Annotated in this window: 12 protein-coding genes; all 12 read right to left on the reverse strand. The window is 42.0% G+C overall.

All coding sequences use genetic code 11. The features are described from left to right. Positions 1-275: 275 nt before the first annotated feature. Positions 276-1,280, reverse strand: coding sequence for a phage tail protein (locus ACFIME_RS04620; protein ID WP_375639968.1), 1,005 nt, complete (start codon positions 1,278-1,280; stop codon positions 276-278). Next, the gene (locus tag ACFIME_RS04625) at positions 1,277-2,416 is read right to left on the reverse strand and encodes a tail fiber domain-containing protein (RefSeq protein ID WP_375634553.1); all 1,140 of its coding nucleotides are present in this window, start codon (positions 2,414-2,416) and stop codon (positions 1,277-1,279) included. Before ACFIME_RS04625 ends, ACFIME_RS04620 begins: the two co-directional genes overlap by 4 nt. After that, entirely contained in the window at positions 2,413-2,895 is a 483-nt protein-coding gene (locus ACFIME_RS04630) for a hypothetical protein (RefSeq protein ID WP_375662318.1), read from the reverse strand. The genes ACFIME_RS04625 and ACFIME_RS04630 overlap by 4 nt, the downstream gene beginning before the upstream one ends. A gap of 281 nt (positions 2,896-3,176) precedes the next feature. Further along, on the reverse strand, positions 3,177-4,640 hold the full coding sequence (locus tag ACFIME_RS04635) for a hypothetical protein (protein ID WP_375633309.1): 1,464 nt from the start codon (positions 4,638-4,640) through the stop codon (positions 3,177-3,179). A gap of 285 nt (positions 4,641-4,925) precedes the next feature. Then, positions 4,926-5,621, reverse strand: a complete 696-nt coding sequence (locus ACFIME_RS04640; protein ID WP_375684565.1) for a hypothetical protein — start codon at positions 5,619-5,621, stop codon at positions 4,926-4,928. A gap of 83 nt (positions 5,622-5,704) precedes the next feature. After that, a complete protein-coding gene (locus ACFIME_RS04645; protein WP_375643242.1) occupies positions 5,705-6,823 on the reverse strand; it encodes a N4-gp56 family major capsid protein in 1,119 nt (372 codons plus the stop codon). 242 nt (positions 6,824-7,065) lie between these two features. Beyond that, a complete protein-coding gene (locus tag ACFIME_RS04650) occupies positions 7,066-7,839 on the reverse strand; it encodes a hypothetical protein (protein ID WP_375684566.1) in 774 nt (257 codons plus the stop codon). A gap of 281 nt (positions 7,840-8,120) precedes the next feature. Then, on the reverse strand, positions 8,121-9,971 hold the full coding sequence (locus tag ACFIME_RS04655; RefSeq protein WP_375684567.1) for a portal protein: 1,851 nt from the start codon (positions 9,969-9,971) through the stop codon (positions 8,121-8,123). Then, positions 9,956-11,317, reverse strand: a complete 1,362-nt coding sequence (locus ACFIME_RS04660; protein ID WP_375662322.1) for a PBSX family phage terminase large subunit — start codon at positions 11,315-11,317, stop codon at positions 9,956-9,958. Before ACFIME_RS04660 ends, ACFIME_RS04655 begins: the two co-directional genes overlap by 16 nt. A 291-nt stretch (positions 11,318-11,608) precedes the next feature. Beyond that, positions 11,609-11,767 carry a hypothetical protein gene (locus tag ACFIME_RS04665; RefSeq protein ID WP_375684568.1) on the reverse strand — a complete coding sequence of 53 codons (159 nt, stop codon included), beginning with the start codon at positions 11,765-11,767 and terminating at the stop codon, positions 11,609-11,611. A 141-nt stretch (positions 11,768-11,908) separates the two neighbouring features. After that, positions 11,909-12,058 carry a hypothetical protein gene (locus ACFIME_RS04670; protein ID WP_375684569.1) on the reverse strand — a complete coding sequence of 50 codons (150 nt, stop codon included), beginning with the start codon at positions 12,056-12,058 and terminating at the stop codon, positions 11,909-11,911. 183 nt (positions 12,059-12,241) lie between these two features. After that, positions 12,242-12,568 carry a hypothetical protein gene (locus ACFIME_RS04675; protein WP_375671982.1) on the reverse strand — a complete coding sequence of 109 codons (327 nt, stop codon included), beginning with the start codon at positions 12,566-12,568 and terminating at the stop codon, positions 12,242-12,244. Positions 12,569-13,161: the final 593 nt, after the last annotated feature.

Genomic DNA, 13,161 nt, shown 5'->3' on the forward strand with positions numbered 1-13,161 from the left:
CAGCAAAAACTCTATGAATAAAGAAAGGGTTTTTGTTCTCCCCCTACCTTCAATAATCACTGTCTTGATCCTCTAACGAACAATAGGCAAACTTACCTTTAGACATCCAACAAAGGCAGCACAAAAAATAAAAAAATAAAGAGAGTTGAGTTTTTTTCTAAAGCGCCTCAAAACTTTCTACACAATATATTCTATAAGACTTTATATTCAATAAGACTTTTTTTCATAACAAATATTTTGTAAGTATTTTTATCTTTCTCTCAAAGCTTTCATTCTCAGGCTTTGACAGCATAAACCACCGCCATATTGACGGGGCGTGTTTCATCCCCCCCTGTTTTTTGCAACAAGACCTTATGTTCATGCTCTCCCGCAGCCTTCGTTAACCGATCTTTATTGTAGACTTGAGCCAGATTTCTATAATATTCACCGTGATTCATATCCCAAACTACCTTTTCAATCATTGGATAACTATGCTGGTGGTTACCTGTCGAATCTGTTTTTCCTTCATGAGTATGAGATTTAAAAGACTCTTCTTGTCGACTTCCCAAGCGACGTCCTTTATCAATTGCTTTTCCACTATCGAGCCCCCGTAAAAACATTCCACGCAAATCGGGAACATTGAATGTTGTTTGCCCATTTCCTTTTCCCCATGTTTCTCCCAGAACAGCAAAGAGATTGGCATAGTTCCTTCGCGAATATTCTTTACCATCACACAGTAACCATCCAGAGGGTATTTTTTCTGTAGCAAAAGTCCCGATAAATCCAGAAGAAAAAGTTTCAGGCAAAGGAGGAAAGGGCGGAATTTCAGGAAGTTTTATAGTAGGATTGGTTAAAAACCAGCCATCAGCATTTTTTCCGGCAATATCACGCGTATAGACAATTTCATAAAGTCCCCCTTTTTGAATTTCTCCGCCCTTTAAAGGCATAATACCCTCTGGCGTTGCCATATAAGTTGGTCGTGGTAGCAATTGATTTAAAGAAATATTTGTTATTCCTCTGTTGACGCCTTGTGCTTTAAAGCGCACAACAATGCCATCCATATAAGTCTCAAAAAAAGACTTTGTTGCCAAACGAAGTGACGTTCTCTCGTTTTCCACATCGACAGTAAACTGTGTTTCAATCCCGCCTCCATTATCCAACAAATATTCTTTGATGCGTTGCATCATAGCGCGAGCACTATCATTGACTGTGCTTGGCGGTTGCCCTTCTGCCCAGTTTATATTCTCGTCGACATAAGCATTTTCTGATGCAACAATTGACCAATCATAAATCGAACTCATAAAAGATACTCTTTATTCAAAAAGGGAAAGCGAGCAAAAAATGAAGAAAAGAAAGCCGCAATTTTATTTTTAGATGCCGGTATTTTCTCCCCTTTCATTTTTTCCATTTTCAGTCCTATTTTGTCATAATCAACATGCAATAACTTTGTTTTCGCATTGACATAAACAGCTTCAGGGTTCACACGCAACACGTCTTGCGCCATAACGCCCTGATAACGTTGTGGATTTCCCTTATAATTAAAGGTATAAAGTGGATATCCCTTTTTCTGCCCCACAGGGATAATATTTTCTTTTGCTCTCACATCACAAAGCCCTAAAATTCCTCCGACCAATCCAAGTACTTGCTGCGCATCACGCAATGGATCTTTTGTCACAGAAGGCATTGTCGTGGATTTTCCTGAAGTCGTTCCGTAATTTCCAGCAGCCTGTGTTCCTACCTGTAACAAACTTTGCAATCGGTTCCAATCTTGATTATCTTTTTCTGACCATTTTTGGCGTTCAGCATCTAAGACATTTTGGCGGTTTATATCTTGAATCATACCCCCTTTCAAAGCATTGCTTTGCACGTTACTCTGTCCTTGATAATAGCTATTTGCCGCATTAACTTGATCATTCTGAGAGCGATCAATCATCTGGTTTGCATTCATCATATTGTTAATATCTTGATTATATTGCTGTGCTGCAGCATTTGTTGCCAAGGCGCCTAACTCATCGGCCAGCACACCAGTATGAGCCCCAGAGCCATAACGTCCTGCTCCCGACATCGATTGATTAATTGCATCGGACGTTTTATTCAGAGCATTTTGCAATGCAGTATTAAATTTACTATTGCTTCCAATCCAGCTTCCCTTAGCCATACCGGAAAGATTTGTAGCGCTGTTGGTTGGTGCACTCAACCATTGCGTTACCGTTGGATTGTTATAGAGCCCTGCTGCTTGTTGTAAACCGGTCAGCGCATTTTTTGTCATATTGCTAAGACCAGCGACTCTGTCTCCCTGATAAACGTTTCCGCCAATTCCCTTATTATAAAGTCCAAGTGCATCAGCACTGGCTTGTTTAAGAATATCAGCCGCCCAAGCAGGTGGAGCATTTGTTTGTGTTGTTGTCTGCACTTGAGGTGTGGTTTTTCTACTCATGGGTTCAGAACCTTTCTATATTGAATAAGATTACGAGAATATCCGTGATGAGCGAGCTTTTTCGCCCATCCAGTTCTTCCAAACATGTGCATTTCTTCAGCATTAATTGTTCGCGCCCATTTTTCGACTTCATCAATCAACTTGACCAATTTCAGCCCTCCCTCTCCAGCAAGATCAGAGAGAACGACGCATTTTTTCCCCGTATGGGTTATTTCAACTTTGGTAATTGCAAAAGCACTAAATTGGATTTTATTTTTTAAGACCAGCCACAATTGTGCTTGTCCTGTAGCGATTTCTTCAGCGATTTTTTCCAGACAAACATCATCCGGAAAGCGCTGAGCATATTTCTTCAATGCAGCATTGAGAGCCTCTTGATAGGGAGCTATTTTTTCCCATGGCCACCGCTCTGTCAGATGAGCAGAATATAAATCTTGACTCTCTTGCATCATAATTTTAGCTTTTTTAGCTTTGTCACTCATCTCCCCTCAAATAACATCCCCCTACGCATTTCACGCATTCCATGCCCCCCGCACAATAAAAGAAAAAAGTCTCCATCATCCCTTTGTCACAACAAAGGAGGAACTTTCTTCTTTATAAAAATAAACCATGGTGCAGCCTATTTTTCCTTTATCGCAGAAAAGCATGAAACATAACGCACCACCTTGTTTCTTTGTTTATAAAGGTTTGGGAAGCCTATGGGGCATTTGTTCTTTAATAATAGAGGCTTGAGCCTATCGCATGGTATTACAAAAGGGCATGCCTATCGCATGCCGGCCCGCGTCAATTCCACATCAAATCCAGTGACATGAGTCCAATTCACCCCTTCAGGAATACGCAATTTAAAGCGATAAAACCGTGCCCTTGCGCGACAATGAATTTGTCCAGTATTATAAGAAGGCTGTTTTTCTGGTAACCAAACAGTTTCCTCTTCAAGAGATTGTCGAAAGCGCATTCCCACAGACAAATAAAACTTTCCACTATTGACTTGAGGCATAATATTTTTCACCCGTGTTATCATGCCATTTGTCTGCCCCATTTCTTGTGATGTCACAACACAAGCCATAGGACACCCAGAAAACGAACCCAGTCTTCCCTGTTGATCAAATGCCCCCAGAATAGGCGATTCATTTTTCCAAGCTTTACTATCAAGAGAAAAGGATAAATCGTCAATATTCTTAGTCACAAAATCAAGACCTTCCAGGGTTGTTCCGGCTAAGAAAATAGGCAATACCATTTTGATATCGACGAGAGCTTTTGTCCATTTTTGCAACCCCCAATCATAAATGAGCAAGATACGTTTATGAAGATTCTCATCAGAATCAACCATCCAATAAACACGATTATACACCCCATCGATAGCAGCAGATAGAGTGTACAGATTATCCTTCCTTGATTTTGCGGTCATCGTTCGATCGACTTTTTCGAACCCAATGGGTATAATCTGTCCCTCATTTGTTATTTGATAAAACCCGCCCTCATCGGCAAAGAATGCTAAATCGCCTCTACAAACAATTGATTCAGCATTTTTTGCGCCTCGTTTATCGTGGATTTTTTGGAAACTAAAAATAATCTTAGAGCCAGGGATAAAAGAACCGGCATAGATTGCAGAACGCATAAAGATAATTGGATTTGTTGTCTCCGTTGCCCCTTGGACGAATCCGCCATCAGGAAAATCTTGATAATCACAACTTTTTTTCCCCACGGTCCAAAATTCAGCATCATTTAATCCAGACCAATGAACCCTTCTTGGATGCTCGGTTAATTTCATCAAACAAACGAAATCTCCCCAGATTCGAACAATCCCTGCCTGTGGTGGATTTCCTCCTAAATTTCTAAATGTTTTATCATGGTTAATATCAATCACTTGTGGTTTATCATTGGCATTCACCGCAATGATAAAATCACCAAACAAAGCAAAAGACCACGGAGCATCAACATTAGCCAGATAAGATTTTCCTTTTTGGCTAATATCTTTCCAGTTCATTGTTGTATTATCAAGTAAGTAGATTTTATCTCTTGTCCCGACAATAATAGAAACCCCATTTTTTGTTTTAACCGCAAGAGTGCCTAAGATTGGCTCCGGACAAGGCTCTGATAAAGGTTCAAAACTTGGCATAGGGATATAGGAGCCATCCGCCGGGAGCACATTAACAAGTTCATCGGTAAAAATTCCATTGATATCCGCCACATCGGGTCGATAATCAGCGATTGGGAAAAAAGCCATCAAGACCCCCATAAAATCTTTGAAGAGCCCAGTGCCATTCAAAACACCAAGGCTTATTGATAAAAAAACCACAAAAGCCCTTAAAACTCTAAAGGCATAAAATTCAACAAAACAAACAACCTAAAGTTGTTTAACACACCGAAAAAACGATACCATCAATAATGGCCACCCCAAAGCCCTTCACCATCCACACCCAACGGCGCAATCCAGCCATAAGCGACAAACCAGCCACCAGAGCCAAACCAACCTTCAACGCCAGCCATAAACGATTTGGAAAAAAGTCTTTTAAAAACGCATTGGGCGAATCTTTGAAAAACCTTTTCGGCGCGATGTTTCAATGCGCAAAGCTTGAAGCTGTTCTTGAAAATCTCTGAAAGAAACGGCGGCATATTCAGGATCTTTAAGAATATTTTTATAAAGTTCATATTTTGCCCGTGCTTTAATAAGATCAAAAGCATAAATCAACCAAGGGTTATCATCCTCTTTCAGCTGTTCATCGGCAAAATGAACAGGAGCATAAGAAAGCTGTACAGTTTCCACATGTTCTGGTGTTGGAAAGAGTCCTATTTTTTGATCAAGGCACGTATAAAAGAATGGCGTTCCTAGCGCAGGATGCATACCATATTGTTGATACAACACTTCCAAGGGCTTAAAGAACAACTTTGTTGGTGTTGCATCCTTTGTTACTAAAAAGACGCCCTCCAAACTCTTTTCTGATTCAATAAAAACCCCCTCTTCTTGCCCATACCATGTTTTACCACTTTGTGTTTTAAACGTCCTTTCTCTTTTTTCATTAAAGAAAAAGGGTTCGCGTTCACACAAACGCAAAGCCGTAAAAATTGAATCTTGAATTTGCAGGGAATATTCCGCTGTTGTATCGTCAATTTCATCTTGAATAAGCGCGACCATATAAGCAAAAGTTTTAGAATGATCTGAATGTGTAAGGTTTAGATTTTGGGGATCCGTGGATAAAGTGGTCATAAGCCTGTCCTTGTTTCTGGAAGCATTTTAAATTTTTCCCCCAACAGATCCCTCTTGTTGGGGGAAGAGAGCAAACATTCGCTTTAAGCGGGTGCTCCATAAGTTGGAATGACAATAGTGCCAAAATCCTGAGCCCCTTGCGTACTTCCTGGCAAGGTAAAGCAAGTTTTTTTCATACCAATAATGGTTTTTGCCGCAACCCCGAATTCTCTTTCATAGTCGAAGAGTTCTTCCACCAATTTATAGCGTGTTGCTCCTCGATCTTTACCAAAAGCAATCACAGCACTCTGCGCACCAAGCAGAACAGCACGACGCACATTTGGCACAGCTTTGTTAGCCGTCCCAGATTCAACCCCTTCGGTAATATGTTCAGCTTCGCGCAAAACCACACCATTATACATGCCCAACGATCCATCATAGAGCGGATTTTTGATACGACTTCCACTATAGATTGCCTTGGTAATGTCGAGCCATTGCCCCGCATCTGTATTGGTTCGCAATTGTGTCACTTGGGTTGGATGTAGATAAAGCACATAGACATTTTCCCCATCGAGCCGCACAGGTCTAATTTTAGGATTTGCCAATTTAGCTCGTTCAACTGCTTTATCAATCAAGCTGAGATCAAAAACATCGTCTTCTTTTAAGTCCTCATCTTTTGCTTTATCATTAGGACGTACCACGCGTTTATTGGTTGGTGCCGTTGGCGCATTAAACCCATAATGGACAGGTTTAAGAGTAATCGTACGTCCCTCAAAGTTAATTGTTTTTGCGGTATACCCGCAAACTTGAATGAAGAACATCATACTCAGACGATCTGCATACCAATCAACCAAACCATTTTTTGCCTCGGTGCGCAAATCATGAAGAATTCGTTGTTGATCAATCGTTCCCTCATTTTTGACACGCACGGCATGAACGAGTTCATTAATTGCCAAGCGATCATTGAGAAACTGTAAAGCTTCTTCATTGCCTTCCAATGTCTGCCCTTCGCTCACCCCATCGCCTAGCAACTGCACACGCAAATTAAAGCTAATAGCATCTCCACTTGCTTTCGTAGTTTCATCTTTTAATTGTACGATACTGTTTGAATCATTTCCAATCAACGGTGCAATTGGAAGTGCTTTTGAGACTTCTTGGTTTAGTAATTTAGACCATGTGCGCACTGCCATTGGGTCATTAAGTCCGATATAAGTTACAGTCATTTTGTCCTCTAAAAGTTTTATTGACATAAAAAACCCGGCAAAGCGCCGGTTGTTAAAACACCACATTTCATTTCAAATGGTGAATAGGTTGTTCGTGAGTTTTATCTAATTTCTGTTAGCGTCTGCCTCCCCCTTATAAGAGCTCTCCTCTCCACATCCGTGTTTGAGAAATCCCCCCGGCATTCTCCTGCGCCAAAAGCCGCTCCACGTTCCCGCAAAAAGCACCTGCCACATTCTTGTTTTTAAAATTCTCTCCCACCCATTAAACGATTAAAAGCAGCTTTATTTTTAGGTTCAGAAACCCAAGCGCTAAACTCTGCTTCTGACATTTTATCAAGCATATCCAAAGAAATCGGCCCATTTGGCGTCAAGCCGTTATAAGCAGCAAGAGTACGTGCAGAATTGTGTCTTTCCTGTAAATTTTCACCCATGTTATTGGGAACATTTGTGTAGCCAATTTTTTGTGCAATAGAGTAAATCACTTCAGCCGGATTTTGATTTTTTTGCGCACAATCGCGCAAGATCTGCTTCAACTCATCACCAATCAACGCATCAATATTTTTGGGATCGGCCATCTCAGGATAGAGCGAAGCACAAGCTGCCAATTGTTTAGCCCGTGTTTCATAAATAAAATCAGCTGCTTGATCAAAATCATGATGCTTTTGTTTAACACTAGCAACAGACTGCTGAAAAAACGCATGCAACTGTTCTGCTTCGCGAGCCAGAGAAGGCTGTTGTTTTTCATGTGCAAGCCCTTGTTTTTGGAGTGTTTTTCCCAACCATTGCATATAGCCCATAAAGTCTTTTTGTGGATCTGGTGGAGCATCTTCTCCCCCTTGAACCTCTTTTCCAGCCTTTTGCGAAGAGTCCTGTTGTTGATGCATTTGCCCTTGAAAATTATCTTCAAGAGTTTTTTCTTCTCTTGCAATTTCACCATTTTCTCCCTCTTGTGTTGAGACCAGAAAATCTTGTTTCAATTGGTTTTGTTCTGCCGGCGTTAAGTGTTCTTGATCCATGACATTAGCCTTCTCTTTTTTTAAACAATAAAATCAAATTTTTCAGATAAAACAGCCCATAAGCATTTACCCCCTCAATGCTCTCTCATCATTTAGCACCAGCATTCCCCCCAATGCTCTCCACCCCACATGACGGCAAAACTCCCTCTCCACCCTGCTTTTCCCAACAGTCCTGCCCTACAAAACAGTTCTTTTAAGAAAAGGGAGCCCATGCACTACGAAAATCGATAAGCAATTTATGATATATGGCGTTTATCAGAAGTCACGCATGACAAAGCACCCTATTGTTGAGCCTTTGCTGTCTGCAACATCTGCATTATCTGCTCTGTCCCCACATTATCCCCCATCTGCGCTGAGGCATTTTGCTCTTCTTGAAAAGAGTTTTGCGCCTTTATCGCAATTTTATGAATAAGTGAAGCGGGTAAAGGCGAATAGCGTAAGAGATCGAGCATAATCTCAGGCGTTGCAAAATTTTGCATCAAAGGCAGCAATTGCATGATCAGTGCAAAAGTACGCTCTTTTTCATTAAGACTTGTTGGCGCATCATCCACGACAATATCATATTCCAAACTAGTCACCATTTCGCGTGTCAGCGGCACATACTGGGCATTTTCATCACCGGCAATACGCACCAACCGCCCATCGGACAGATAATTTTGAATAAGATAGAGAATAATTTTTCCCTGTCGTTGCCGATATCGACGCAACCCATCAAAAAAGGAAGCCAAAAGATTAAGTGACGATTGTCGCCGTTGTTGTTCAAGAATGCCAGGCTGATTGACAGCTCGCGTCCCAATAAATTCAGAAGACAACCCCGTCACCTGTTCGAGAGCGCTCTTTGCTTCATTAAACAATTGGAAAAACCCTTGCGGAAATTGTGCCACGGGTTTAGGTTGGATTCTTCCCCCAGACACAGCACCACTTTTCAACCAAGTAATACTATCGGCTCTAGCCCAACTCTCGAGGGCTTGTCGATCATCATCAAAAGCATCGCGTTCTGCCATAATTCCGCCTTTTGATTGGCTATTGAGCAAATGCATCACTTGACTAAAATATTTGTTTGCCCACCGTTGCGGATCTTTTGTTGGCTTAACAATTCCGTAAAATTGCCGGCTTAACTTATCAAAAGTACCGGTAATACACTCCCATCCCAATTGATTGGGTGGAACCAAGGGCTTATCAGGCGCTTCAAGCAGCTTTCTACCTAAAAATGCCCGTTTGACAATTTTTCTGTTCAACCTTGTTGCCTGGACATGAGGAAAGGTTTTGCTTAAATTTTGGAAATCCTGCTCTGAATAATCGACAAACTTTCCACTTAGAGGCTCGAGAACTTTATAAACCACCTCGCGTTCAAACCAGCGACATTCTACCAATGTCACCATTTTAGGACGTTGATAGCCGCTCCCCTCTTCTCCTTGATACCCCCTCTCGGACTGATAACTTTGTGTCATCCCATCGCTGGTTGAATGTAAAAAACTCTGATGTTTAACCCAATCAGCATTAAGATCGCTCCAATGAACATTGGGAAACATTTCCTGCGCCACAGCAAGGGGTTTTTCATCAATATACCATAAGCGTTGTGCATCAATAAGATTAGGCTTGACAGCACTTGCATCCCACACCATTTTCATCGGGTCTAAGCGTGCAATAATTGGTTTTCCTTGTGGATCTTCTTCATAATCAAGGCGTGTATCTGTCCACCCCATTCCGCAAATAATTGCATCTTGAAAAGCATCAGAATCTTCGTATTCCCCATCAGCTTCATCACGAAACCACTCAGCCGCCCCTGTCAGAATCTGGTTCGCAAAAGCTGCCCCTTCTTGTCGTGGAATAAATTGCACTTGCCTTTTATTATTGCGCTCAGCCCCAATCACGGCATTAATTAAAGGCGCAATACGGTTAAAAGTCATGACCGGTCTGTTTTGTTCGTGCAAGACAGCCAAGTCTTGCTCATTCCATTGCCGTCCATTATAAAAATCGTAATCTTCCTGGGCATTTTTTCGCCATTTTTCGACATGATCAATATCATCCTGATACCAACCCACGAGTTTTTTAAAGAGTGCTTGATTTTCAAGCGTTTCGATTTGATTAAAAGAAGAATCTGTAGACATATTCATTAAAAAGCCATCCATGAAGTTTGAGAATGGTGAAACGAGCGATAAGGTTTTTTTCGCGCTTTAGCATTTGGCTGTTCATAAGCCACACACATCAGTCCAAAGGCATCGGCCCCATGGCTTGCCCAATCATGTTCAGCGCCTAGTCCGATATTGCGCTGTTCGTCGCGCTTTTCATGATACCAAGCAAGCGCTTTTCTGCCCGCACATGTCGTTTCACGATTAAACCATAGTGCAGGAAACAACCGCCTTACGGCTTCGATACGCATTTTCACAGCGCCAGTTCCTTGATTAGGAATTATTTTGGTTTGAAAACCGGCTTGTTGAAGGGCACTTTCAAAACTCACATTATAGACACGATCTTTTGTTGCGCCATCATGAGGCAAAACCATAAGAGCCTTTTCATATCCCCTTTGAAAGACCCAGCCCACATGTTCTGAGAGAGGTTGACCTTGGGCTTCATAATAATCGAGCACTCGGATTTCCCGTCCAACAAACTGCGCCACCCACAATGCGGTAGCATCAGCCTTTGCGCCTGTTCCCCCGATATCCCAAAAGATTCTCACCTGCATCAAAGGATCCCGTGGAACAGTGGTAATCCGCCCTTCCATTTCGGCTTCCAGCAGACATTTCTGATAATAAGCCCCTTGGACAGCTTGGAGATATTCGCCTTCCCAAATATGGTTATACTGCTCTGGTCTTTGCAGCAAATCGTCCATTCGATCACGATTGAGTTTTTCAGGAAATTGCGGATTATCACGCCAATTGATTTCCACCCCTTTGATATGAGGATTATCGACATTTCGGAAACGCTTTTCCACGGCTGCATTTTCATGGCATGGGTTCCATGTCACCCATAATTCTGCATTCCAATCTTTTCCTTCTTCGCGCAAAGTTGGAATAAGGGTTTGCCAAGCAGTTTCGGTCACGGGCTCGGCTTCATCGACCCAACAAAGGAAAACGCGCCCCATTGATTTAATACTTGCGATATTGCGATCAAGCCCAGCAAACACATAGACGATCCGTCCATCTTTTGACTTAATATATTTATCGCCGATTTCATAATAGTCTTGTAAAAAAGGATAAGATTCGATAGCGCGTTTAATTTCCTCCAAAGAACTTTCATTGAGAGAGTTTTGAAATTGCCGTGCACAAAGAATAATACCGCGTTCTCCAGCCATTCCATGGCGATATCCCACCACAGCAGACATCAAAGCAAAAGAACGTGTTTTTCCAGAACCGCGTCCTCCCCAAGCGGCTCGCACATCGGCATTTCCAGTAAAGACAGGAATAAGCTTTGGAATAAGAGCCACTTGAGCCGTTTTCTGCTCAATTTTTTGAGAAATTTTCTGAACAGTTGTCATTATAAATTTTCATACTTTAGCAATAATTGCGCTACACCCTTTTGCTTATCCCAAGTTTAATGATCCCAGAGCAATTGAACGAAAAGAGCAATTGAACGAAAAACGCCCTTCTCAAAAGCAGCGCTTTATCTTTTCTTCATCCTAATATTCAATGAATTTCACTTTTTTGCATGAGGTCCCCTTGACCCCACCTATGCGCCCCAAGCCCCTAAGGCACAAAAGCCCCACCCCCTCTCAAACACCGCGCCTGTCATCCCCCAACCACAAGCACGGTATCCCCCCCCAACCAAATCATAGCCTCAGCACATGGCTCTCAGGCATATCCAAAGCCCAACATCCTCCAAGATCATGCCTCTCAAGCATCACCAATCCTCCCACGTGTCTATCCCCCAAGATACCCCCACCAAAACACATGCATCCCGCAAGCATAACACTTCTCTCAAGTTTCATGCCCCTCACCCATCAAAACACTGTTCCATATCTACCACACAAATACCCTGCACCAAATTCCCTCCAGCACACGGTCCCTTACAGCATCATTCACCAAAGCAGCCCCCTTCCAAGACATCACCCCACATCACCCACCTTAGCCTAACATTTTTCAATATCACAAGCCTCAGTTATCGAGGTATCATGCTTCTCCGGTTCACTATTTTTTGCATTCACTGGTACAATCTCAATATGCGAAACTGTTTTTGATATCTCCACACCTTCAATAACGAGAAAAGCCCAAACCTTCACAAAAATCCAAAACAGTAGATAACATCACGCCCCCTAAGCATTGTACCTCTCGAGTATCACCTCTTCAGCACACGCCCCTCTGTCATCGCCTATAAAATCCGGCGTCTCCACGTAGGAAGCCCAAATATCTCCCACCGAAATATTCTGCTCTCCAGTAAACGCCCAAACATCACCGCTCCTTCTTCAAGCCTCAGTTATCGAGGTATTATGCTTCTCCGGTTCGCTATTTTTTGCATTCACTGGTACAATCTCAATACGCGAAACTGTTTTAACCTGCCCTTCTCCAGCCCCCTGAAGAGGCAACACTTTTGCAAGAAGCGAAAAAAACGGTACGGGATTATTGAGAGCATGATACTGAAGATAAGACACCAGCCCATCTTCACCATAGTGATATCCAGCCTGCTCCGCCGCTGTCAAAAGAGCTTCATTAAATCGCTTTGTTGTTTTATTTAAAGCCCCTTTTTTCCGCCCTCTTCGACGTAAGGGAAGACAATGTTCATCTACCATCATCATGTTCCTTCCAACTAAAGAGAAACCAAAACCTCAAACACAAAAAATGACATAAAAATCAGCAACAAAATTTGACAAGCATTCAAAAATTAAAAAAATGGAACACACCCAAAAAGATAAGAGCCCACATAAAGCCCAAATCCTCCGCATAATTTTACAGATTCACGTTTTTACGCTTTTCCATCTTTACAGAAAGAAGCCAAACGAAACTCAAAAACCGCCATCCCCACGCCCCTCTGTAAACACGGGTCTGCAACAAGCTGATTTCTCGTCTATCAAATTTCCCTGCTGATTATTTCATATGGCTATCCCACACTTCAAAGAATGGTGTTTCATCAAACACGCCAGATAAGCTCTGATCTACAATTCGACTTCAAAAAGCAAATTTTCCTCTGCTGAATAAAGCTTCCACCCCGCACCGATTTTAAACTATCATTCAACCTTTTACCCAATAAATTCCCCTACTAACATCAGATTACCGCCCCCAAACATCCCTATTTTACAATATAACAGACTAGAAAATCTTTTAATTGTTCTTGCCAATCCCTTGAAATTACTTTATCACTCAAAGGAATTTTGATCGTCCACGCAAC

The sequence above is a fragment of the Bartonella sp. AP1QHHD genome, assembly GCF_042196265.1.
Classification (GTDB): Bacteria; Pseudomonadota; Alphaproteobacteria; order Rhizobiales; family Rhizobiaceae; genus Bartonella.

What these genes read in the sequence shown, in the direction of transcription:
- ACFIME_RS04650 (WP_375684566.1), bottom strand. Translation starts at nt 7,839, where the DNA reads ATGGATCAAGAACACTTAACGCCGGCAGAACAAAACCAATTGAAACAA.
- ACFIME_RS04630 (WP_375662318.1), bottom strand. Translation starts at nt 2,895, where the DNA reads ATGAGTGACAAAGCTAAAAAAGCTAAAATTATGATGCAAGAGAGTCAA.
- ACFIME_RS04635 (WP_375633309.1), bottom strand. Translation starts at nt 4,640, where the DNA reads ATGGCTTTTTTCCCAATCGCTGATTATCGACCCGATGTGGCGGATATC.
- ACFIME_RS04625 (WP_375634553.1), bottom strand. Translation starts at nt 2,416, where the DNA reads ATGAGTAGAAAAACCACACCTCAAGTGCAGACAACAACACAAACAAAT.
- ACFIME_RS04675 (WP_375671982.1), bottom strand. Translation starts at nt 12,568, where the DNA reads ATGATGGTAGATGAACATTGTCTTCCCTTACGTCGAAGAGGGCGGAAA.
- ACFIME_RS04655 (WP_375684567.1), bottom strand. Translation starts at nt 9,971, where the DNA reads ATGGATGGCTTTTTAATGAATATGTCTACAGATTCTTCTTTTAATCAA.
- ACFIME_RS04665 (WP_375684568.1), bottom strand. Translation starts at nt 11,767, where the DNA reads ATGAAACTTGAGAGAAGTGTTATGCTTGCGGGATGCATGTGTTTTGGT.
- ACFIME_RS04620 (WP_375639968.1), bottom strand. Translation starts at nt 1,280, where the DNA reads ATGAGTTCGATTTATGATTGGTCAATTGTTGCATCAGAAAATGCTTAT.
- ACFIME_RS04660 (WP_375662322.1), bottom strand. Translation starts at nt 11,317, where the DNA reads ATGACAACTGTTCAGAAAATTTCTCAAAAAATTGAGCAGAAAACGGCT.
- ACFIME_RS04645 (WP_375643242.1), bottom strand. Translation starts at nt 6,823, where the DNA reads ATGACTGTAACTTATATCGGACTTAATGACCCAATGGCAGTGCGCACA.
- ACFIME_RS04640 (WP_375684565.1), bottom strand. Translation starts at nt 5,621, where the DNA reads ATGACCACTTTATCCACGGATCCCCAAAATCTAAACCTTACACATTCA.